The organism is Nocardia sp. NPDC002869 (assembly GCF_046764065.1).
Taxonomy (GTDB): domain Bacteria; phylum Actinomycetota; class Actinomycetes; order Mycobacteriales; family Mycobacteriaceae; genus Nocardia; species Nocardia rhamnosiphila.
This window is the reverse complement of sequence record NZ_JBKOOL010000013.1, coordinates 41,753-60,736: the sequence shown is the minus strand read 5'-3', so window position 1 is coordinate 60,736 and position 18,984 is coordinate 41,753. Positions and strand designations below refer to the sequence as shown.

General features: G+C 69.3%; 27 protein-coding genes and 3 pseudogenes. 14 read left to right on the top strand and 16 right to left on the bottom strand.

Annotated features, from left to right (window positions below; translation table 11 throughout):
- Window positions 1-41 precede the first annotated feature (41 nt).
- The gene (locus ACLML9_RS04165; protein ID WP_411944209.1) at window positions 42-470 is read right to left on the bottom strand and encodes a hypothetical protein; all 429 of its coding nucleotides are present in this window, start codon (window positions 468-470) and stop codon (window positions 42-44) included.
- A gap of 159 nt (window positions 471-629) precedes the next feature.
- Here ACLML9_RS04165 and ACLML9_RS04160 point away from each other — a divergent pair, with 159 nt between their 5' ends.
- The 3 genes from ACLML9_RS04160 (at window position 630) to ACLML9_RS04150 (ending at window position 2,962) form a co-directional block, all read left to right on the top strand.
- Window positions 630-1,289, top strand: a complete 660-nt coding sequence (locus ACLML9_RS04160; RefSeq protein ID WP_411944208.1) for a DUF998 domain-containing protein — start codon at window positions 630-632, stop codon at window positions 1,287-1,289.
- Between the two features lie 63 nt (window positions 1,290-1,352).
- Window positions 1,353-1,724, top strand: a complete 372-nt coding sequence (locus ACLML9_RS04155) for a YciI family protein (protein WP_030521052.1) — start codon at window positions 1,353-1,355, stop codon at window positions 1,722-1,724.
- Window positions 1,721-2,962, top strand: coding sequence for an RNA polymerase sigma factor (locus ACLML9_RS04150; RefSeq protein ID WP_411944207.1), 1,242 nt, complete (start codon window positions 1,721-1,723; stop codon window positions 2,960-2,962). Before ACLML9_RS04155 ends, ACLML9_RS04150 begins: the two co-directional genes overlap by 4 nt.
- Before the next feature lie 331 nt (window positions 2,963-3,293).
- Here the strand turns inward: ACLML9_RS04150 and ACLML9_RS04145 are convergent, their stop codons facing one another.
- A complete protein-coding gene (locus ACLML9_RS04145; RefSeq protein ID WP_411944206.1) occupies window positions 3,294-3,509 on the bottom strand; it encodes a zinc-binding dehydrogenase in 216 nt (71 codons plus the stop codon).
- 101 nt (window positions 3,510-3,610) lie between these two features.
- On the opposite strand from ACLML9_RS04145, the pseudogene ACLML9_RS04140 reads away from it, so the two are divergent.
- Window positions 3,611-3,730, top strand: a pseudogene (locus tag ACLML9_RS04140) (acyl-CoA dehydrogenase); the annotation flags it as partial.
- Between the two features lie 256 nt (window positions 3,731-3,986).
- The gene (locus ACLML9_RS04135; protein WP_411944205.1) at window positions 3,987-4,313 is read left to right on the top strand and encodes an acyl-CoA dehydrogenase family protein; all 327 of its coding nucleotides are present in this window, start codon (window positions 3,987-3,989) and stop codon (window positions 4,311-4,313) included.
- Here the strand turns inward: ACLML9_RS04135 and ACLML9_RS04130 are convergent.
- Complete coding sequence (locus ACLML9_RS04130; protein WP_411944204.1) at window positions 4,268-4,558, bottom strand: TetR family transcriptional regulator C-terminal domain-containing protein; 291 nt, start codon at window positions 4,556-4,558, stop codon at window positions 4,268-4,270. The genes ACLML9_RS04135 and ACLML9_RS04130 overlap by 46 nt on opposite strands.
- A 53-nt stretch (window positions 4,559-4,611) precedes the next feature.
- A pseudogene (locus ACLML9_RS04125) lies at window positions 4,612-4,665 on the bottom strand (hypothetical protein); the annotation flags it as partial.
- 52 nt (window positions 4,666-4,717) lie between these two features.
- On the opposite strand from ACLML9_RS04125, the gene ACLML9_RS04120 reads away from it, so the two are divergent.
- From ACLML9_RS04120 to ACLML9_RS04110, 3 genes are all read left to right on the top strand, one after another.
- On the top strand, window positions 4,718-5,080 hold the full coding sequence (locus tag ACLML9_RS04120) for an enoyl-CoA hydratase-related protein (RefSeq protein WP_411944213.1): 363 nt from the start codon (window positions 4,718-4,720) through the stop codon (window positions 5,078-5,080).
- Window positions 5,081-5,255: 175 nt separating this feature from the next.
- On the top strand, window positions 5,256-5,948 hold the full coding sequence (locus ACLML9_RS04115; RefSeq protein ID WP_411944203.1) for a type 1 glutamine amidotransferase domain-containing protein: 693 nt from the start codon (window positions 5,256-5,258) through the stop codon (window positions 5,946-5,948).
- Window positions 5,949-6,049: 101 nt separating this feature from the next.
- A complete protein-coding gene (locus ACLML9_RS04110) occupies window positions 6,050-7,072 on the top strand; it encodes a zinc-dependent alcohol dehydrogenase family protein (protein ID WP_411944212.1) in 1,023 nt (340 codons plus the stop codon).
- A 15-nt stretch (window positions 7,073-7,087) separates the two neighbouring features.
- On the opposite strand, the gene ACLML9_RS04105 is transcribed toward ACLML9_RS04110, so the two are convergent.
- Entirely contained in the window at window positions 7,088-7,291 is a 204-nt protein-coding gene (locus ACLML9_RS04105; protein WP_411944202.1) for a ferredoxin, read from the bottom strand.
- A gap of 330 nt (window positions 7,292-7,621) precedes the next feature.
- A complete protein-coding gene (locus tag ACLML9_RS04100; protein WP_411944201.1) occupies window positions 7,622-8,074 on the bottom strand; it encodes a MarR family winged helix-turn-helix transcriptional regulator in 453 nt (150 codons plus the stop codon).
- A gap of 69 nt (window positions 8,075-8,143) precedes the next feature.
- Between ACLML9_RS04100 and ACLML9_RS04095 the strand changes: the two genes are divergently transcribed.
- Complete coding sequence (locus ACLML9_RS04095) at window positions 8,144-8,746, top strand: TIGR03086 family metal-binding protein (protein WP_411944200.1); 603 nt, start codon at window positions 8,144-8,146, stop codon at window positions 8,744-8,746.
- A gap of 513 nt (window positions 8,747-9,259) precedes the next feature.
- Here the strand turns inward: ACLML9_RS04095 and ACLML9_RS04090 are convergent.
- The 4 genes from ACLML9_RS04090 to ACLML9_RS04075 are packed head-to-tail and all read right to left on the bottom strand — an operon-like array spanning window position 9,260 to window position 10,964.
- Window positions 9,260-9,781: a DoxX family protein gene (locus ACLML9_RS04090; protein ID WP_411944199.1), complete on the bottom strand. Its 522-nt coding sequence runs from the start codon at window positions 9,779-9,781 to the stop codon at window positions 9,260-9,262.
- A 4-nt stretch (window positions 9,782-9,785) separates the two neighbouring features.
- A complete protein-coding gene (locus tag ACLML9_RS04085) occupies window positions 9,786-10,466 on the bottom strand; it encodes an alpha/beta fold hydrolase (RefSeq protein ID WP_411944211.1) in 681 nt (226 codons plus the stop codon).
- Between the two features lie 33 nt (window positions 10,467-10,499).
- Window positions 10,500-10,679: a hypothetical protein gene (locus ACLML9_RS04080; RefSeq protein WP_411944198.1), complete on the bottom strand. Its 180-nt coding sequence runs from the start codon at window positions 10,677-10,679 to the stop codon at window positions 10,500-10,502.
- A gap of 30 nt (window positions 10,680-10,709) precedes the next feature.
- On the bottom strand, window positions 10,710-10,964 hold the full coding sequence (locus ACLML9_RS04075; protein WP_030521005.1) for a hypothetical protein: 255 nt from the start codon (window positions 10,962-10,964) through the stop codon (window positions 10,710-10,712).
- A 211-nt stretch (window positions 10,965-11,175) separates the two neighbouring features.
- On the opposite strand from ACLML9_RS04075, the gene ACLML9_RS04070 reads away from it, so the two are divergent.
- Window positions 11,176-11,613: a TIGR03667 family PPOX class F420-dependent oxidoreductase gene (locus tag ACLML9_RS04070; RefSeq protein ID WP_411944197.1), complete on the top strand. Its 438-nt coding sequence runs from the start codon at window positions 11,176-11,178 to the stop codon at window positions 11,611-11,613.
- Between the two features lie 128 nt (window positions 11,614-11,741).
- On the opposite strand, the gene ACLML9_RS04065 is transcribed toward ACLML9_RS04070, so the two are convergent.
- Both ACLML9_RS04065 and ACLML9_RS04060 read right to left on the bottom strand, forming a co-directional pair.
- Window positions 11,742-12,038, bottom strand: coding sequence for a hypothetical protein (locus ACLML9_RS04065; protein ID WP_411944196.1), 297 nt, complete (start codon window positions 12,036-12,038; stop codon window positions 11,742-11,744).
- A 167-nt stretch (window positions 12,039-12,205) separates the two neighbouring features.
- Window positions 12,206-12,961, bottom strand: a complete 756-nt coding sequence (locus tag ACLML9_RS04060; RefSeq protein WP_411944195.1) for a TioE family transcriptional regulator — start codon at window positions 12,959-12,961, stop codon at window positions 12,206-12,208.
- Window positions 12,962-13,041: 80 nt separating this feature from the next.
- On the opposite strand from ACLML9_RS04060, the gene ACLML9_RS04055 reads away from it, so the two are divergent.
- From ACLML9_RS04055 to ACLML9_RS04045, 3 genes and pseudogenes are all read left to right on the top strand, one after another.
- Window positions 13,042-14,217: an erythromycin esterase family protein gene (locus ACLML9_RS04055; protein WP_411944194.1), complete on the top strand. Its 1,176-nt coding sequence runs from the start codon at window positions 13,042-13,044 to the stop codon at window positions 14,215-14,217.
- Window positions 14,208-14,315 (top strand): annotated as a pseudogene (locus ACLML9_RS04050) (SDR family mycofactocin-dependent oxidoreductase); the annotation flags it as partial. The gene ACLML9_RS04055 and the pseudogene ACLML9_RS04050, both read left to right, overlap by 10 nt.
- A 194-nt stretch (window positions 14,316-14,509) precedes the next feature.
- Window positions 14,510-14,938, top strand: coding sequence for a hypothetical protein (locus ACLML9_RS04045; RefSeq protein WP_411944193.1), 429 nt, complete (start codon window positions 14,510-14,512; stop codon window positions 14,936-14,938).
- A gap of 23 nt (window positions 14,939-14,961) precedes the next feature.
- Here ACLML9_RS04045 and ACLML9_RS04040 read toward each other — a convergent pair whose 3' ends face one another.
- Together ACLML9_RS04040 and ACLML9_RS04035 are read right to left on the bottom strand one after the other, a co-directional pair.
- A complete protein-coding gene (locus tag ACLML9_RS04040) occupies window positions 14,962-15,858 on the bottom strand; it encodes a serine hydrolase (protein ID WP_411944192.1) in 897 nt (298 codons plus the stop codon).
- Window positions 15,855-16,730, bottom strand: coding sequence for a LysR family transcriptional regulator (locus tag ACLML9_RS04035; protein WP_411944191.1), 876 nt, complete (start codon window positions 16,728-16,730; stop codon window positions 15,855-15,857). Before ACLML9_RS04035 ends, ACLML9_RS04040 begins: the two co-directional genes overlap by 4 nt.
- A gap of 163 nt (window positions 16,731-16,893) precedes the next feature.
- Here ACLML9_RS04035 and bla point away from each other — a divergent pair, with 163 nt between their 5' ends.
- A complete protein-coding gene (gene bla, locus ACLML9_RS04030; protein ID WP_411944190.1) occupies window positions 16,894-17,835 on the top strand; it encodes a class A beta-lactamase in 942 nt (313 codons plus the stop codon).
- Between the two features lie 281 nt (window positions 17,836-18,116).
- Here bla and ACLML9_RS04025 read toward each other — a convergent pair whose 3' ends face one another.
- Both ACLML9_RS04025 and ACLML9_RS04020 read right to left on the bottom strand, forming a co-directional pair.
- Window positions 18,117-18,761 (bottom strand): pentapeptide repeat-containing protein, encoded by a 645-nt coding sequence (locus ACLML9_RS04025; RefSeq protein ID WP_411944189.1) that lies wholly within the window; start codon window positions 18,759-18,761, stop codon window positions 18,117-18,119.
- 70 nt (window positions 18,762-18,831) lie between these two features.
- The gene (locus ACLML9_RS04020) at window positions 18,832-18,969 is read right to left on the bottom strand and encodes a hypothetical protein (protein WP_411944188.1); all 138 of its coding nucleotides are present in this window, start codon (window positions 18,967-18,969) and stop codon (window positions 18,832-18,834) included.
- Window positions 18,970-18,984: the final 15 nt, after the last annotated feature.

Sequence of the window (18,984 nt, the reverse complement as noted above, 5' to 3'; positions counted from 1 at the left end):
GCCCGGCCCGGGTCAGGGCCGGGCGGCGTTGGGCCGCCGGGTCAGATGCGGGTCATGGTCGAGGTGTATCCACCGCCGCCCGGGTAGACCCAGGCACCGGTGACGGTGGTGCCGTCGGCGTCGAAGGTGCCCTGGTAGTAGGCGGGGCTGCCCTTCGCGCCGGCCCAGATGGTGAGTGTGTCGCCGATCAATTCGTAGACGTAGTCGAAGGTGTTGCCGACCGAGTCGTAGTACCGCGATGCCACATCGGGGCCGGTGGGTTCGCCGAACGGGCGCAGATTGCCGATCACCTCCATACCGGTGACGGGTTCGCCGTGCTGGGTGAGGTCGATGTGCTGAAGCAGGAAGAACCGGCCGGGCATCCATTCGTAGCGCACGGTTCCCTCCGCGCCGCCGCTGACCTTCCAGGTGCCGGTCAGCCGGTCCAGGGCCCGCAGTTCGGGAGTGGGCTGCTGCTGGGTGTCGATCATTCTCGTCCTCCTGTGTGGGTTGGTCGCTGCTACCTCGGAGCGGTTCCGCCGGCTTCGACACTCAGGATATGTGATGTGAGTCACTGCACCGGGGTGTCGAGATCCGGCGGGTGGCTCCGAGGTAGCAGCGACCAACCCGTTACCGAGGAAGGAACCCCGATGACTCTCGCGTCCCAGGCCCCGACCGCCTCCACCTCCGAACACGCACCTGCTCCGGCAACCAGGTATCTACTGCTCGCAGGTGCCGTTGCCGGTCCGGCGTTCTTCGCTTCGGCCATCACGCAGATGCTCACCCGTGCGGGCTTCGACATCACCCGGCACCCGATCAGCCAGCTCGCCACCGGAGATCTCGGCTGGATCCAGATCATCACCTTCATCGCGGCCGGGATGGGCGCGTTGACCCTGGCCGCGGGCCTCCGCCGCACTCTCACGGAAGGACTCGGGCGGCGGGCGCTACCGATCCTGGTAGGGGTTTTCGGCATCGGACTCATCGCTGCCGGGATGTTCACCATGGATCCGGAGAACGGCTTCCCGGCCGGCACACCGGATGGGCCGGTCGCGCAGATGTCCTGGCACAGCATTGCGCACTCGGCCGCCGCCGCGGTGGCGTTCACCGCGCTCGCGATCGCGGCCCTGGTGCTGAGCGTACGGTGCGCGCGCCGCCGGATGGTGCTGCCCGCCGTGGTGAGCGCCGCTGCCGGACTCGTTCTGCTGGTGCCGATATCGCCCGGCTATATGAGCATCCAGATCGCGATCAACGGTCTGATCGCCTTCACCTGGACCACCGTGCTGGCGCTGTCCCAGCGCCGCGCCGCCTGAGCGGGCCGTGGTGCTGCCCCCGGCTACCGTGATGACAACCCGACCGCTTCGGAAGGACTGACCGTGAAATACCTGCTGCTCGGTTACACCCCGGCCACCGCGTGGGACGCCGCGACCGCCGACACTCCCTCGGCGGAGGCGCTGGCGGCGTTCGCCACCTACCGGCAACTGGAACAGGAACTGATCGCCGCCGGTGAACTGGTCACCAGCGAGGGCCTGGGCCACCCGGCCGTCAGCACCACCGTCCGCAAAACCGCGGACGGCGTGGTGGCCACCGACGGCCCGTTCGCCGAACTCAAGGAGGTCCTGGCCAGCTTCGCCGTGATCGATGTCGCCGGCCACGAACGAGCCGTGGAGATCACCGCCCGCATCGTCGAAGCACTCGGCGAGCCGATCGAAATCCGCCCGGTCATGGGCGAAGACTTCACCACATGACCCCCGAGATCGAGGGCCTGCTGCGCGCCGAAGCGCCGCAGGTCCTCGGTGCGCTGGTCCGCCGCTTCGGACGATTCGATATCGCCGAGGACGCCGTGCAGGAAGCGTTGCTGATCGCCGCGCGCGCGTGGCCGCTCGACGGTGTCCCGGACCGTCCGCGGAGCTGGCTCGTTCGAATCGCATACCGGCGCATGGTCGATCTACTGCGTTCCGACCGGGCTCGCCGCCGCCGTGAACTGGAAGCCGGCACCGCCGAACTGGCCATGGCCGAACCCGCGCGGCGCGCGCAGACCACAGGCCTCGACGACAGCCTCACCCTGCTCCTGCTGTGCTGCCATCCCGCGCTCGGCCACATCTCACAGGTGGCACTGACCCTCCGCGCGGTCGGCGGCCTGACTACCGCCGAGATCGCGCACGCCTACGGCACAGCCGAGTCCACCATGGGCACGCGGATCAGTCGCGCCAAACAACAGCTCGCCAAGGCCGGCGCCCGCTTCACCCCACCCACCGACAGCGACCGCGACAGCCGGATGACCGCAGTCCGGCGCGTGCTGTACCTCATCTTCAACGAGGGCTACACCGCCACCGCCGGAGCCGATCTCACCCGGGTCGACCTCACCCGGGAGGCCATCCGCCTGACCAGAATGCTGCACGCCACCGACCCCGGCGACGCGGAAGTGACCGGCCTGCTCGCACTCATGCTGCTCACCGAATCCCGCCGCGCAGCACGCACCGACGCCGGCGAACTGATACCCCTCGCAGAACAGGACTCCACGCGGTGGGACCGCGAACTGATCGATGAGGGAACCGCACTCATCGATCGTGTCTGGAACCGCGGCCCGGCCGGCCCGTACCAACTCCAGGCCGCCATCGCCGCGGTCCACGCCGCCGCCGAACCGGGCCGGACCGACTGGCCACAGATCGCGATGCTCTACCTGTGGCTCGAACGCCTCACTCCCACCCCGCCCGTCCGACTCGCCCGCGTCGTGGCCGTCGCCCACGCCTACGGGGCCGCCCGCGGTCTCGCCCTGCTCGACGACCTCGATCGACACCACCACCTTGACCGCAACCCGCTCACCCGGCAACGCGAACACGCCGTACGCGCGCACCTCCTACAGCAGACCGGCGACGACGCCACCGCGGCCGAACTCTTCCGCCGCGCCGCCGACCTGACCGGCAACCAAGCCGAACAGCGCTACCTCCGCGACAAAGCCGATCGACTCGATCGGCGTCGGTAGGTCCCGAACCGTGGGTGACTGCGGCTACCGCGTTGCCGCGAGCAGCCTTTCCGCCGTGTGAACCACCTCGGTCGTCACGCGTTCGAACATGGCGTCGGCTATACGGCGGGCGGAACTCCGGTCGGCAATGTGCCCTATGTCCTCGGCTGCTTCGTCGCTGCCACCCTGGCACACGCGGCCGCGCTGTGGACTGCGACCGGCCGCCACCGGAGACCGGACGGCCCAGCGCCCACGGCCCCGCGCCGGGATGGAATCGAGAACCGGAAGTGAGTGGATCGCAGCCTCGGTCATCAACTGTGCCCGGCACATTCGCCTCGGCGCCGGCGGCCGATCAGGCCGTCACATCGATGACCACCTTGCCGACGGCCCGGCCCGCGGGGACCCGTTCGAAGGCCCGGGCGGTATCCGCGAGCGGGAAAGTGGCGCCGATATGCGGCGCGATCCGGCCGTCGGCGAGCAGGCCTGCCAGTTCCCGCTCATTGCGGTCGCCGCTGGGCCTGTCCAGGGAACCGGCGGGAGCGTGATGAGTGAATTCACCGAATTCCACGACGAACTGCGTACCCGTGGCCCGGGAACTGCTCGGCAAGGGCGACGGCGGGCCTGATCGACCGGCCGGTGCTCCTGCGGGCCGGTTGACCGGGTCTGGAGGTGGCGGAGGAGTACGGGGGAGCCGGGGCCGGCGTCGCGGAGGTCGGCATCCTGCTGGAGGAAGTGGGCCGGGCGGTCGCGCGCACCGCGTATCCGAGTATGACCGCGGCGGGTATCGGCGCCCTGGCTCTGCTCGAGCCGAATGCCCACCGGGACGCGGTGCTGCGCGAAACCGTCGCCGGCACCGCGGTACTGGGAGGAAATATGGTGCCGGCGGCCGGCGGCGAAACGGCTTGTGCCGGCACCGGAGGCATAGTACCCGCTTCCGCATCGTTCAAACCATCGAGGGATTCGAAATCTCCGGAGACGCGGATTTCGTGTCCGACGCGGCGGCGACCACCCTGCTCATTCCCGCTCGAGCTCCCGACGGGGCCGTGTGGGTGGCCGTCGTCGCGTCCGGTTCGCCCGGTGTGCGCATCTGGTATCGGACGCCCTGGCCGTCCCGATGGGCGGTACCGCGCCCGCCCGCCGGGCAGTTTCGGCGGCAAAGACCTGTGCCGGTGAAGCCGGGGTCCGGATCGCCGGAAAGGCCGTGCAGTTGCACGGCGGTATCGGGTACACCTGGGAGAGCGGAATTCACCGCTACCTCGAACAGGCCACGCTCGACCGCGCGCTGTTCGGAACCCCCGCCGACCACCGGCGCGAATTCGCCGACCGCTATCGCGGGGAGCGGCCTGTGCCGGCGCGGCCCGTCGGGGCGTGACCGGGGCCGAGGAGGCCGTCGACCACCCGGTGCACCTTCTCGACACTGCTCGGCTCACCGAAGCGCAGGGCGATATTGGCCGCGTTGAGTACGGCGTCGATCTGGAAGACCACCAGATCCGTGTCACCGGCGCCGAGTCCCGGCGCGGCCGCGGCGAGCTCGAAATCCCGCGCGAGCGTGTGCAGCCAACCCTGGTGCTGTCGCCGGAGCGCGTCGCGGATCGGCCTGGGGCGGCTGTCGAACACCGGGAGGTCATGGACACGAGTTCCTCGTCGACGCGCAGGGCCAGCCGGACATCGAGCAGCATGGTGCCGTCGGGCCGGTACAGCGCCCAGTCGCCGCCGCCGGCCACCACCTCGCCGCGCAACCGGGGCCCTTCGAACGATCCGCCCGCCGCCTACGCGGTGAGCGACGTGAAAGTGGGCCGCAGCTCGCCGTGGGCCGCACCGCTGATCCATATGATCCCGCAGCGCGTCAGGATGGAGATCCTGCTCACCGGTAACCCGATCAGCGCGCACCGCGCGTACGAGATCGGTCTGGTGAACCGGCCGGCCGAACCGGACGAGCTGTTACCGGTGGCGCTCGACCTTGCCTCGACCGTGCTCGCCGGTGCCCCGCTGTCGGTGCGCGCGGCCCGCGAAACCGTCATGCTGGCCACGGAAATGGGCCGCCCGGCACGCCGCGGCGCGGGCCTATCGCAGCGCGGACGCGCAGGAGGGGCCGGCGGCTTTCGCGGAGAAGCGGGCGCCGCGGGGGCAGGTGAGTGAGGACGGCCCGGGTCGGCGCGGCACCGGGAATTGGCACGCCGCCGCCGTCGCACGCGCTCGAACGCCGACTGTTGCCCGCCCCCGCGCGGCCGCTTTATAGTGGATGCGAATTCGGGTTGCGTGAAATCGACTTCACCCGCTCACAGCTCTACAACCGATCGGGGAGTAAGCTGTTATGGCCGATATTCTTTTCGTGGTGACCGGGGCGAGTTATTGGACGCTGAACGACGGCACCCGGCATCCCACCGGGTATTGGGCCGAAGAGTTCGCCGCCCCTTATCGCGCGCTGACCGGTGCCGGCCACCGAATCGTGGTGGCGACCCCCGGCGGGGTGGTGCCCCATGTCGATGTGATGAGTCTGCGGCCGTCGATGGCCGGTAGCGAACAGATCGCCCAGGATCTGGAGGAGACCCTGCGCTCGGCCGAAGAGTTACGCCGGCCGATCGAGTTGGCTCACGCCCGCCTGGCCGACTACGACGCCGTCTACTACCCCGGTGGTCACGGCCCCATGGAGGACCTGTGGCGGGACGCGGACTCCGGCAGGTTGCTGACCGCCGCCCTCGCTTCGGGCAAGCCGCTGGCCATCGTCTGCCATGCCCCGGTGGCGATCCTGGCGACCAGACGCAACGGTGTATCGCCCTTCGCCGGGTATCGCCTGACCGCGTACACCAATGACGAAGAAGATGCCGTCGGATTACGTGAGAAAGCCTTGTGGACGGCCGAGGACGAACTGGTGAAGCTCGGGGTCGATTTCACACGCGGCGAAATATGGAAGCCGTATACCATTGTCGACCGGAATCTGTTCACCGGCCAGAATCCGGCTTCCTCCGGTCCGCTCGCCGAGAAAGTTCTCGAAGTACTCGCCTGACGCGAATACTTGGCTCGGCCGCATCATCCCGCGTGCGGGAATATCCGCGACGTGCTCCGGAAAGTCGAAACCTGAGTGAAAAACAACAGGAGACGGTGAACATGCGTGGAGTCATCATGTACGCCCCCGGCGACATCCGGGTCGAGGATCGGCCCGATCCCGAGATAGTCGAGCCCACCGACGCGGTCATCCGCATCGCCGCCACCTGTATCTGTGGGTCGGACCTGTGGCCCTATCGCGGTGTGGAACCGGTCGAGGGCCCCGCCCCGATGGGGCACGAGTACATCGGCGTCGTGGAGGAGGTCGGCCCGGAGGTGGCCGATATCGCGGTCGGCGATTTCGTGGTCGGATCGTTCTTCGCCTCCGACAACACCTGCGAGATCTGCCGGGCCGGATACCAGAGCCGCTGTGTGCACAATGTCCCGATGGGCTCGATCGGCACCCAGGCCGAGCGGGCCCGTATCCCGCTCGCCGACGGAACCCTGGTCGCTGTCCCGGGATCTCCGGATCCGGTGCTGTATCCGAGTCTGCTCGCGGCCTCCGATGTGCTGGGAACCGGCTGGTTCGCCGCCGTCGCCGCCGAGGCGGGCCCCGGGAAGACGGTGGTGGTCGTCGGCGACGGTGCGGTGGGTCTGCACGCCGTCCTGGCCGCGAAACAACTCGGCGCCGACCGGGTGATCGCCATGAGCCGCCACGCCGACCGGCAGGCGCTGGCCCTCGAGTTCGGCGCCGACGAGATCGTCGAAGAACGTGGTAAGGCCGGGGTGGCCCGGATCAAGGAACTCACCGACGGGCTCGGCGCGCAATCGGTGGTCGAGGCGGTCGGCACCCAGGAATCGATGACGCAGGCCATTCGCGCCGCCCGTCCCGGCGGCCATGTCGGCTACGTCGGGGTGGCCCACGGCGTCGAACTCGACGGTATGCGGCTTTTCTTCTCCACCGTCCATCTGCACGGCGGGCCGGCCCCGGTGCGCCGTTTTCTGCCCGAGCTGATCGACCTCATCGTCCGCGGCGATATCGACCCGGGAGAGGTCTTCGATCTCACCCTGCCGCTGGAGCGGGCCGCGGAGGGCTACCGCGCGATGGACGAGCGTCGCGCCACCAAGGTCCTGCTCACTGTCTGAAGTCCCGCTCGGTGGTCAATCCTCCGTTTCGTCGACGATCTTGATCGCCCATTCGGGACACGCGTCCTCGGCGGTCGGCACCGCCTCGTGCAGATCCTCCGGGATGTCCTCGGCGACCGCCTCGGCGTAGCCGTAGTCGTTGAGCGCGAACACTTCCGGGCACAGTGTGGTGCAGATACCGTGCCCCTTGCAGGAGTCCTCGTCGACGATGACCTTCATCTGGCCTACCCTTCCGTCCGGTCGAATTCCAGGTGCAGTGCGGTGATCCCGCGGAGGATGAAGGTCGTCAGATACTGGTATCTGCGCGCGTCGGCCGCCGTATCAAGAATTCCGGGAACGGTGTGCCGCCGAACTCGCCAAGGCGCAGCGGAAGATGTCGCGGCGGCATCGCCCCCGTGGACAGGCCCCGTCCAAAAGGATATCTGCGGGCGGGGAAGGGTTAGCTTCCACTATTCCGGAACCGGCGGCCGCGGGGTGGCGGCAAAACGCTCGACGCGGGGCCGATGTTCGCTTCGACGCCGCCATCCCGGTGAGAGCGGGCGATCGCCGTCAGCCGTTGCCGTCCGGTGCCGAATCCCGGGGGAGTTCGGTCAAAATGCGTAGGGCGTTCAGGAAACCGCGGCGGTCGGCGGCCGGTAGCTGTTCCAGTACCTGTTCGTTCTCGCGTGCCTGGATCTCCGTTTGTACCGCGGCCGCGATCCGGTGGCCCTCCGGCGTCAGCGCCAGCAGCCGGGCTCGGCGGTCGGCGGGATCGGGGGTGCGTTCGATGAGACCGCGCTCCTGGAGGTCGTCGAGGACCGCGATGATCCGGGTCTTGTCGGCGCCGATCTCGTGGGCGAGTACGCCTTGCCCGCGGGCGGAGCCCCGGCTCAGCGCGATCAGGACCGTGTACGCCCACATGGTCAGCCCGTGGGCTTCGAGGATCGGGCGTTCCAGGGCGATGAGGGCGCGGGTCAGCGGCGCGAGCATCGCGGCCAGATCCGGACGGTCCGTGGTTCCCATGAGTAGAACCTACCCACTAGAAAATGGTAAGCGTTGACGTATGATAATCGTGTACATACTATTTGCCGTATGACCACAGACCTCGTCGAACTCGACCGCCGCGCCGTGCTCACCACGGTGACCACCGCAGAACTCGTCACTTCTGACCGACTCGGCCTGCCGACCCCGTGCGCGGGCTGGACAGTGGGCGACCTGCTGGCGCATATGGCCGCACAGCATCGCGGCTTCGCCGCCAGTGCGCGTGGTGACGGCGCCGACCTCGCCCACTGGCAGGTGCGGCCGCCGGGACCGCACACCCCGGCCGAGTACGCCGAATCGGCGGCCGAGGTCCTACGGGCGTTCGCCGAGCCGGGCACGGCGGAACTCCTCTTCGCGCTGCCGGAATTCGGGCCGGACGTGATGGTCCCGGGCCATCAGGCCCTCGGATTCCACCTGGTCGACTATGTCGTCCACGGCTGGGATCTCGCGCGAGCCCTCGGTGTGGGTTATGAACTGGACGCGGCCACGGCCGAGCCGGTGCTGCGTATCGCCGAATCCGTCCCCGACGGCCCGGAACGCGAGCAGCCAGGGTCCCCCTTCGCCCATGCGTTGCCGGGTGGCGACCCGGGCGCGCCGCTGGACCGGATCCTCCGCCTGCTCGGTCGTTCGCCCGCCTGGCCGGAAATCGAGTAGCAGAACTCCGGGCCGGCCCCGTGCGTCAACCGCGCTCCGGCGGCGTTGCCGAAGGCGGAGAAATCCGCGCTGGCGGCACCGAGCCGGCCGCGCTCGAGGAGGAAGTCGGCGCCTCGCCCCGGCTCGGCCCAGTCCGATCCGTAGCCCCTGACCGAGCTCACCGAGCAGCTGATGTGTCCGAGGGGGAAACGGGGGAGCGGCAGCGGATTGGCCGGTGAGGAACGACCGGACAGCCTGCCGGAGCAAATCGAAGGGGCGAAACTCATCGGTGCCCTCTCCACGGGTCATCGAGATCTCACCGCATCGGGCGGCGCGCAAAGGATCACGAGCAGGTGGTCGCAGCAGTGTGCGCCACGACGGGCCGGTGACATGGTCGCCCGTCCCGTCGACCACCACCGAAGACGCGGTGCCCGGAAACCCCTCCGCGACGGAACGGCGCAGTAGCGACCGCTGTTCGAACGAGCGGGATGCCGCGATGAATCCGACGCGCATGATGTTCCTCTCTCGCACAGCTCAGGAGTCGGCGGCCGCCGACTCCGGTTCCGGGGTGGCCGGTCGCCAGAAGACCGCCAGCAGACCGGCGGTGGCGACCACACCGATCCCCAGCGCCACGGCGCCGCCGCCCCAGCCGGTGAGCTCGATCCCGGCGGCGTGGTCCACCGACAGCCATCCGGGTCCGAGAATCCCGAGCGCCAGCGAGACGACCGCGAGGACCAGGACGTACTCGTAGCCGTCCTTGAACACGAAGAAGCCGTTCTTCCGGTGCGCGAGCAGGGCGGCGACCAGCATCACCGAGATCACCGCCGCGGCGGCCAGCGGGGTGAGCAGCCCGACGACCAGCAGCGCCCCCGCGCCTATCTCGGTGATCACACTGAACCAGGCCTGCAGTACGCCGTGGCGTAACCCGAGGCCGCTGAACCAGCCGGCGGTGCCGGCGATCTTGCCGCCGCCGATCCAGTGGTTGATCCCGTGGGCGATCATGGTGCCGCCCACGACCAGGCGGAGCAGCAGTAGTGCGATATCGGTGACGTCCATTCGGCTACCTTTCCGGCCGCGCCGCCGCGCCGCCGTCGAATTGCAGGGCGGGGCCGGAGAATTCTCCGGTCCCGCGGGCGATGATGCACTCCTCGGCGAAGGCCGGCACGGTGAGGTGGTAGGCCGGTGCGGTCCGGCCGAGGCCGACGTTGTGACCGGTGTTGGGCATCCGGTTCAGTACAACCCGCGGCGACCGGGTGAACAAACCGCCCACCGCGACCATCTCCGTGGGCTCGTTGCGCCACACCCGCTCGTATTCACCCAGGCTGTATCGCACCGGAACACCGATATCGGGGGCGAGGCCGAGGAATTCCCGCGCGGCCCAGTCGTGCAGCGCCCGCGACTCCAGGTGCGAGCCCTGCGCGGACACGGTACTGCCGCCCAGGACGTCGTCGGGATACAGCGGGGACGGTTCCCAGATCAGCCGCCCCACCCCACGCGGCCGCCGGCCGGCGATCCGGTCGGCGGCCGCCATCCGGACCGCGAGTTCGCAACCCGCCGAATGCGCGAGCAGGAAGACGCCCGCGCCGCGCGGCAGGCCGTCCAGGAGTGCGTCGACGGCGCCGTAGACGAGGTCCACCCGGCGCTGTGGTGGCCCCAGGAGCCGGGCGTGCGGGGCCGAACTGCCGAATCCGCGGCGGTCCAGCGCGAGCACGGTGTAGCCGAGCCGCTGCCCGGTGCGCAGCAGCGAGTACTCCGGATGTCCGGGGCAGTCGAACTACCGAGAGTCCACGGCGCCGCCGTGCAAGGCGACCAGGACCGCCCGCGGGTCGGCCACCTCGGCCAGCAGTCCGGAGACGGGGATCCCGTCGACATCGGGCACTTCGGCGACCACCGGCAACGGGCCGGTGGACTCGGCCGGGGCCAGATCGGATCCGGCACGCAGTAGCGCCGGCATCCGAGGGCGCCGGCGCCACTGCGCGTCCGTTCAGCTGCTCTCGCAGCCGATTCCGTTGCCGTCGCGATCCAGGTCGTACTCGTCGGGTCCGATCACCCGCACTCGCCCGGTGTAGGCGGGCCCGTTACCGCTGCCGCCGGCGCAGTCGACATCACTGGTGATGGGTACGCAGGGGTCGTAGGAGGCGTGGCATCCGGCCGGTGCGGCGCCGGCCGGCGCGGCTGCCATCAGGCCGAACGAGGCGGCGGCGAGGGCGGCGGTGCCCAGGATGGACAGGGTTTTCATTCAGGCTTCTTTCAGCGGGGAGGATGAATCGCTGAAGTTTTGCACGGACCCGGCCGGGCGAGCCCGGATTCAATGGAAAAGTGACCTATAAAAATAGTTACCGGATACTTACCGGAACGCAGGGCAACCGCGTTCTCGGGCGGGAATCCTCGCGTGGGCCCGGATGTTCTGCCGGGCGCATCCCGTCCGCCCACCCCCCCGGAGGCCGCTCATGACGACACCGCGCGCACACGAATTGTTCGACCCCACAACGGATTTCGGTGCCCGGGTGGCCGAGCGGCTGGACCGCGAGCAGATCATCTGGCTGACCACCGTGGGCCCCACCGGGACCCCGCAGCCCAACCCGGTGTGGTTCCGCTGGGACGGGAGCGCCTTTCTGATATTCAGTCAGCCCGACCGTCCCAAGCTTCGCAATATCGCCCGTAACCCCCGGGTGGCGCTGCACTTCAACAGCACCGAGAGCGGGGGAGAAGTGGTGGTCTTCGGCGGTGCGGCCCGGCTCGAGCCCTCCATCGACGCGGACGAGATCGCGGCCTACCTGGACAAGTACGAGTCGGGGCTGGCCGAACTGTCCATGACCGGAGATCGGTTCCGCGCCGAGTACTCGGTGCCCCTCCGCGTGGTGCCCGACCGCTTGCGCGGCTTCTGACCCGGTCGCAACTCCAGGTCCGACCACGGAATCCGGATCGGGAACGGGGCGCCGCAGTGTGCCGTCCGGCAGCGGGCCGGCCTCGCGCGTTGTCCGCGGCTCGATACTCATCGGGTTCCGGGCATGGCCTATTCGCTGAACACCACGCTCTCGAACGCCGACTGCTGCTCCGGGGCCGAGGGGACGCCCTCGCAATTCGGCCCGGGGAACACGACTACCCGCAACCGGGTGTTGTTGGCGACCATCCCGGCGGCGCCCGGTGTGTTGTGGCATCGATCGGGCACCGGGTCACTCAATACGGCCGGGCCACCCTGCTGTGACACGTAGACGAACTCGCCGGGGACGGCGTGTGCGGTGAGCGGGATGGTCAGCGTGAGCGCCGCGCCGGTGGCGAGGACGCCCACGGTGTTCGCGATGTATCGCACTGTCGCTGCTCCTCTCGTCTCGGGGAACGGCTGTCCTGTTCGCAGTATCCACGTCCGGCCCGCCGGATGCAGGCGTGCGCTCCGCTACCGCCGGTCATCGCCGGCTTCTGGGAGTGTCGCGGCGGTATCGGCGGGCCTCGATGCTCCGCCGTGGCCGTGGTGTCGCCTCACGATTGCGGCGAGAATCGAGGGCGCGCCGGGCGGAGCCGAGCCGCGTGTGGGGCATAGTCGTCGAGCCGGCCCGCTGCCCGCAGCATGGCGAGCCCCTGCTCGGTGAGCCGGCGCTGCCAGGCGGCCAGCGCGGTCGTCAGGGCGTCGGTGCCGCCGGCTGTCCGGACCTGTGCGACCACCGTGGCGATACGTTCCAGCCCGTAGCCTCCGCGCCGGAGCAGGTGGGCCAGTTCGGCGTCGCGGATATCGGGTGCGCGGTAGATCCGGTAGCCGGTGCCCGGGTCGCGCCCGGGGATGAGAATTCCCGCGGCTTCCCACGCGCGCAGGGTGGCCGGGGTGAGGCGGAGGTGGTGGGCCAGCTCGCCCACAGTGCGGTCGGTGGTCGCACGTGCACGTGCACGTCCGGGGTCGGGGTCGTACCCGGTAGGCAGGTGCGCGATGGCCCGGCGGACCGTTTCCAGGGTTTCGCGGTCCCGCAGCAGTTGCTGGTGCCCGCGGTCGATGAGTGTCAGGGCGTTGTCCAGGTCGCCGGTGTGCAGTTCGGTCATGATCCGGCCGGCGAGCGCGTACCCGTATGCCGCGACCAGGGCGAGAAAGGCGCGCAGGGCCGCCGCGTGGACCTCGGTGTAAACCCGGTAGCCGCTCGCCGTGCGTTCGGCGGCCGGGAGGTATCCGTCTCGTTCGTAGTTGCGGACCGCCTGGGTCGAGAGTCCGTGCTCGCGCGCGAGGTCGGCCGGTCGCAGGGTGATCATCGGTTTGAAACTTTACCGACCGATCAACTCGTAGATGTGAAGAAAGTTTCAACCGAGCCTTCAAAGATACGATCGAAGAAATGAACTTCGACATCGATACCCTGCTCACCACCTCCCCTGAGCTGCTGGCATTCGGCGAACCGACCCATCTCGAACCCGCCTTCGCCTGGACCCGCAACGAGCTCTTCGCCGAACTGGCCGGCCGCGGCTATCGCTCGATCGCCCTGGAGACCGATCGGGTGGCCGCCCTCACCGTGAACGACTATGTCCAGCAGGGTGTGGGCACCCTCGATACGGCCCTGGACGAAGGTTTCTCGCACGGGTTCGGCGGTCTCGCCGCGAACCGGCAGCTGGTCGCCTGGATGCGGGAATACAACGAGGGGCGGCTCGCCGCCGAGCGCCTGTCATTCCACGGCTTCGATATCTCCGCGGAGACGATGAGCGCGTTCAGTCCGCGCCGCTACCTCGAATACGCCCGCGACTACCTGGGCCTCGACCTCGAGCTGGCCGGCCTGCTCGGTGCGGACGAACGGTGGCATCGCACGGAGGCGGTGATGGATCCGGAGGAATCGATCGGTGCGACCGCGGCGGCCGGCGCCCTCCGGGTGCACGCCGACGATATGCTCACCGAGCTCTATCTGCGGGCGCCGGAGCTGATGGAGAAGACCTCACGTGCCGAATGGTTCCGGGCCGAAACGTATCTCACCGCCGGACTCGGTCTGTTGCGGTACCACGGGCTGGCGGCCCGCCGCGTCGAACAGGCTGCCCGCTGGACCCGGATGTGTGCCGCCCGGGACGCGCTGATGGCACAGAACCTCCTCGATATCCGCCGCGTCGAGGCCGACCGGGGTCCGACGCTGATATTCGCCCAGAACGCGCATCTGCAACGGAATCCGAGCCATATGACCATGGGGCCCATGGAACTCGACTGGCACAGCGCCGGCGCCGTCGTGCACTCTCTGGTGGGCACGGGCTACGCTCTGATCCTCGGCAGCCTGGGTCGCGACGAGACCTTCGACCTGCTCGAACCCGAACCCGACACCTACGAGGGGTTCCTGCAGACCCGCATCCCGGATCGGGGCCTGATCGCACCCACCGAGATCCCCACCGCCCGCACCCGCGACGACCACACCCCGGCGCACGGCTACTTCCCGCTCGACCGAGCCTCGATCGATGCCGCCGATGCGATCCTGCACATCCACGACGGCGCCGGCTACCGCGGCGCCGGGGAGGGCGACCCGCGACCGTGGACCTGATCGATATCAGCAACGCGGTGCTGTACCTGTCCTCCGACGAAGCCCGCCATCTCACCGGCGTGACACTGCCCGTGGACTGCGGGTCGATGCTGAAGTAGCCGAGAGGTCCGCGCGGTCGCGGTCCGGATGTGTCACTGTCCGGGCCGCCCCGCGGGAGTCCGCGCCCTCGTACCGCGGACCGGCTGCACCGATCATCTCGGCGGCTTGCCCACCACGCGCAACAACCTCCACCGCCGAGCTCGAGGCGGCCTGTGCCGGACCCCGGTCCGGTGTTGTGGGATGATCGGCTGCCATGCGCGCCAAGAGAATCGGCCGATGGGCGGTCGTGACCGGGGTACTGGCGGCCGCGGCGGGGTGCGGTGCCTCGGCCGAGCCGCCTCCTGTCTCGCCGCAACTCGGTACCGAGTTCACGCTGGCACCTGGCGAAACGGCCCGGCTGGACGACGACCGGCTGACGGTGTCGTTCGATGAGGTGTCCGCCGACGGCCGGTGCCCGGCCGGGACCGCGTGTGTCTGGGAAGGCGACGCGATGGTGGTCACCGAAGTGATCTTCGGCGCACAGCGTTCCCGGCACGAACTCCATACGAATCAGCGATTCGCCACCGGGGTGACCGTGGGCCGGTACCGGATCGCACTGGTCGCGCTCCGGCCGTCACCGCCGGCGAGCGGGTCGGTGCCCGCCGCGGACTATCGGGCGGATCTGCTGATCACCGGCGAATGACCCGCGGGTGATCCGCCGCGCGTTCACTCGGTGGGTAGCGCCCGGCGTAACTCGGTCACCGCGATCCGCGCAGCCTCGGCGATCGCGGCGTCCACGGCCGGGAGGGCGGGGTCGGCGCGGGCGGCCCGGGTGAAAACGGCCACCGCGACCGGGTGTTCTCCGGGGAACTCCACCACGGCGACCTCGTTGCGGATGATGCCGATCGTGCCTGTTTTCCCGGCCACCGCTACCCCGCGATGCGGGAATCCGGCCGCTATCCGGTGCGGCCAGACCTGGCGGCGCATGACCGCACGGGCGAAATCGGTTTGCTCGTCCGACAACACCTCCCCGCGCCAGAGCGCGGCCAGCAGCCGGGTCATCTCCTCCGGCGTGGTCGCGCTCGTATACGCGGGATCGTAAGCGGAGACCGTCCAGGCCTCGTCGTTGTCGGCCAGCGCGCTGAACGCCTCGGCCGTACCGTGGGTGTCGGTATCGCGCACCAGGCTGCGCTGGATATCGGCCGTACCGCCGACCAGCCGGGTCGACGCCAATCCCAGCGATTCCAGCAGCTCGTGTATCGCGGCCAGCCCTATCTCGCCGAGCAGCAGATCCGCGGCCGCGTTGTCGGAGACGGTCATCATGGAGGTCGCCAGATCGCGCCGGCTCATGGTGACCGGATCGTGCAGGGCGGAGATCCCGGTGGGGCCGGGTGTGCATTCCGATGGAGTGAGCGTGAGCCGCGCCAGCGGGTCCAGGCGACCGGTGTCCACGGCGCGGCAGTACGCGAGCAGCAGCGGGAGCTTGTACACGGACGCGGTGACCACCCGATCGGTCCCGCCGATGGAGATCTCCGCGGCGCTGCCGTCGCAGCGGCGGGCGTGCAGCCGTCCGGTGCAGCCGGCGTCGGCGAACACAGCCCGGATCCGCGCGGCCGTGGTCATCGCAGGCGCTCCCGGTAGAGCACCCGGTCGACCGCGTTCGCCTGGTCCTCCGCACCGGCCCGGTGGATCACCCGGCAGCGTAACGCCACCGCCTGCGGGGCTATCCGCAGCCAGGAGACACCCGGGATATCGGAGGGCGGTGTGGTGGTCAGTCCGAAACTCGCGCCCGCGGCGACGGCGGCGAGCACCGCGCGGTCGTCGTGGACGGTGACCGTCTGCGCGTCGAGTCCGCGTTCACGCAGCAGGTCGCGGACCGTGTCGGAGGCCGGGGGATTCGCGGCACGTGGATACGCGGCGTGTGTCAGATCGGCCAGCATGGGGAAGGTGGGTCGTTCGGTGGCCGCGCTGCGATGATCGGCCGGTACGACGATCCAGCGCGGCAGTTTCACCACCGACCGGGCCTCCACCCCGTCCACCAGTGCGGGATGTTCGATCACCGCCAGATCGCACAGCCCGGACCGGACGGCCGCCACCAGGTCCACCGTCGTACCCGTATCGGTGGAAACCGCTTCGCCGGAGGTGTTTCCGGTCCGCAGCGCGGTGACGCAGGCGGTGACGATCCGGTCGGGTAGAGCGCAGGTGGCGCCCCAGTGCACCGTGCCGCGGGTGCGGGCTATCCGCTGTGCTTCGGCGAGCAGCCTTTCCGCGTCGTCGACCAGCAACCGGGCCCGGGGCAGCAATTGCCGGCCGGCCGCCGTGAGCACCGCGCCCTGCCGGGTGCGGTGCACCAGCTCGACGCCCAACCGGCTCTCCAGCCGCCGCAAGCCCTGGGAGAGCGGCGGCTGCGTCATATCCAGTACGGTGGCGGCCCGCCCGAAATGGCCTTCGTCGGCGATCGCGACGAAATAGCCGAGGTGTCGGATCAGGTCCATAGCGATATTGAACCAGCGACCCGGAGAACGGCTTCCGAACTGCGGATTCCTGGGCCATTTCAAGCGATGAAACCGGTATCTACCTGCATACATATCAAATTCGACTGGTATGCGGGAGTGTCGGATATTGGCGGCCGCCGATCGGCCGGTGTCTGCTGCGGGGGTGAAACCGAACCGATCCGCACACCGCGTCCCGGCGAGTCGGCGATCACTGGCCTTCGTCCTGACCGCGGTCGCACTGTCCGCCGCCTGCGGGGGTGCCGATACCGGCACACCGGCCGCTCCCCCCACGGTCGAGCAGAAGACCGTGGAGTTGAGCAATACGCTGATGACGCTGCAGGCGAAATACAGTGTGCTCTTCGGGATCGCCGCGGTCGATACCCGGGGTGGGCGGACCTTCGAGTGGAACGCCGACGATCGATTCGCGCTGTGCTCCACCTTCAAGGTGTACGCGGTGGCCGCGATTCTGCGGCTCGCCGAGCGCAAGGAGCTGGACCTCAACGACAAGGTGCCGATAACCCGGCAGGACATCGTGATGAGCTCGCCGGTCGTCAGCGATCACGTCGGCGAGCTCATGAGCTATTACGAGCTGAGCCGGGCCGCGCTGGTACGCAGCGACAATACGGCGGCGAATCTGCTGCTGCGCCGGCTCGGCGGGCCCGGCGCCGTCACCGAATTCGCGCGGTCGATCAACGATTCGCAGACCCGGTTGAATCGGTGGGAGCCGGAGCTCAACGAGGCGCGCGCCGGCGATCCCCGCGACACCGGCACCGCGGCCGCGCTCGCCGCCGGCTACCGCAAGCTGATCCTCGGTGACGGCCTGAGTATCGAGTATCGGCGCATGCTCACCAGCTGGATGCGGTCGAGCGTCACCTCACGCCAGCGCCTGCGCGCGGGTCTTCCGGTCGGCTGGGTGGCGGCGGACAAGACCGGCAGCGGCGCCTACGGTACGGCCAACGACGCCGGTGTGGTGTGGAGTCCCACCGGCAGCTCACTGGTGCTGGTCGTCTTCAGCCGCTCGACCACGGGGTATCCGATGGCCGCGGGCGCCGATGCCGCGGTCGCCGACGCGACGGCGGCGGTGCTGGGCACCATGACGCAGTGAGTTCGGCACGCCATCGTCTGTTACCGAACCGGCGGTCGCAATGAATCGAAGCCGACGAGAAATGAACCTTCATCCTGGCATGCCGTCACCGTTGCGCTGCCGGCGCGGTAATCGGCTCGGACCACATCGAGTGCTCGCCGGCCGCCGCGCCTGGCGGCCGAAGTCGTGGTCCGGACCGTGCTCTCGCACGCGCTCATCCAGGACAGCGGTCTCACCGACGCGGAAATCGCCGCGACCGTGGCCCGTGCCGTCACCCACGCGCCGCGCTGACGGGCGTCGGTCTACTCCGGTTGGACCAGCAGTCCGACGGACGCGGCGAATGCCGGGGCGAGGTCGAGCACTTGGTCCGGGGTGACGATCGCACCGCGCAGGGCGGTGACCCCCTCCGCGACCCGCAGTGCCTCCGCCCCACGGAAGTCCACTTTCGTCAAACGCGCGGCACGGACCATCAGTGCCGAGATCTCCGACCCCGCGAAGCCGACCTCGTTCAGTGTCGCCCCGCCGAAATCGACATGCCGGAGCACACAGTCGACGAACCGGACCTTCGTCAAGGCCGCGCCCCGGAAATTGACCGAATCGAGTTTGCAGTTGTGGAACTCCACCCGGCGCAGTTCGGTGCCGCTCGCCTCGACGCCGGACCAGGCGCCCTCCACGATCTCCGCGTCCATCCAGGCCGCGTCCCCCAGATCGGTGCCGGTGATCCGCACCCCGTGCAACCAGGCCTCGGTGAACCGCGCGCCGCGCAGCGAACCGCCGTCCACCTGCACCGACCGGAAGGTGCACTGGTCGAACACGGTGTGCGCGGCGTCCGGCGCGGTCAGGACGGTGTCGTCGAAGCGGAGGCAGTCGTACTCACCCTCCCTCTCTATCGCACCGGCCGGTTCCAGCAGGTTCGCGAACGGCAGGTCGGTCAGTTCCCGCGGCATGGCACCCTCACGAGATCGCAATAGACGAACGCGGTGGACCTCCGCGACGCTACACCTGCGGGCGCCGCGCTCAGCGCCGTGCCGCGGTCACCGTGGGCGCGTGATCGGGTCGTGCCGAGGCGAAATGGCCGCGCAGTGTGGTCGATTCGTAATGGGTCGCCGCGGCCGGCCCGCGGAACAGGCCGGCGCGGTGCTGTTCTGCTCTCACAGCTGTCGTCCTATA

Coding starts and splice junctions, on each gene's coding strand:
- ACLML9_RS04165 (WP_411944209.1), bottom strand. CDS start 470: ATGATCGACACCCAGCAGCAGCCCACTCCCGAACTGCGGGCCCTGGAC.
- ACLML9_RS04160 (WP_411944208.1), top strand. CDS start 630: ATGACTCTCGCGTCCCAGGCCCCGACCGCCTCCACCTCCGAACACGCA.
- ACLML9_RS04150 (WP_411944207.1), top strand. CDS start 1,721: ATGACCCCCGAGATCGAGGGCCTGCTGCGCGCCGAAGCGCCGCAGGTC.
- ACLML9_RS04115 (WP_411944203.1), top strand. CDS start 5,256: ATGGCCGATATTCTTTTCGTGGTGACCGGGGCGAGTTATTGGACGCTG.
- ACLML9_RS04110 (WP_411944212.1), top strand. CDS start 6,050: ATGCGTGGAGTCATCATGTACGCCCCCGGCGACATCCGGGTCGAGGAT.
- ACLML9_RS04105 (WP_411944202.1), bottom strand. CDS start 7,291: ATGAAGGTCATCGTCGACGAGGACTCCTGCAAGGGGCACGGTATCTGC.
- ACLML9_RS04100 (WP_411944201.1), bottom strand. CDS start 8,074: ATGGGAACCACGGACCGTCCGGATCTGGCCGCGATGCTCGCGCCGCTG.
- ACLML9_RS04095 (WP_411944200.1), top strand. CDS start 8,144: ATGACCACAGACCTCGTCGAACTCGACCGCCGCGCCGTGCTCACCACG.
- ACLML9_RS04090 (WP_411944199.1), bottom strand. CDS start 9,781: ATGGACGTCACCGATATCGCACTACTGCTGCTCCGCCTGGTCGTGGGC.
- ACLML9_RS04080 (WP_411944198.1), bottom strand. CDS start 10,679: ATGCCGGCGCTACTGCGTGCCGGATCCGATCTGGCCCCGGCCGAGTCC.
- ACLML9_RS04075 (WP_030521005.1), bottom strand. CDS start 10,964: ATGAAAACCCTGTCCATCCTGGGCACCGCCGCCCTCGCCGCCGCCTCG.
- ACLML9_RS04070 (WP_411944197.1), top strand. CDS start 11,176: ATGACGACACCGCGCGCACACGAATTGTTCGACCCCACAACGGATTTC.
- ACLML9_RS04060 (WP_411944195.1), bottom strand. CDS start 12,961: ATGATCACCCTGCGACCGGCCGACCTCGCGCGCGAGCACGGACTCTCG.
- ACLML9_RS04055 (WP_411944194.1), top strand. CDS start 13,042: ATGAACTTCGACATCGATACCCTGCTCACCACCTCCCCTGAGCTGCTG.
- ACLML9_RS04045 (WP_411944193.1), top strand. CDS start 14,510: ATGCGCGCCAAGAGAATCGGCCGATGGGCGGTCGTGACCGGGGTACTG.
- ACLML9_RS04040 (WP_411944192.1), bottom strand. CDS start 15,858: ATGACCACGGCCGCGCGGATCCGGGCTGTGTTCGCCGACGCCGGCTGC.
- ACLML9_RS04035 (WP_411944191.1), bottom strand. CDS start 16,730: ATGGACCTGATCCGACACCTCGGCTATTTCGTCGCGATCGCCGACGAA.
- ACLML9_RS04025 (WP_411944189.1), bottom strand. CDS start 18,761: ATGCCGCGGGAACTGACCGACCTGCCGTTCGCGAACCTGCTGGAACCG.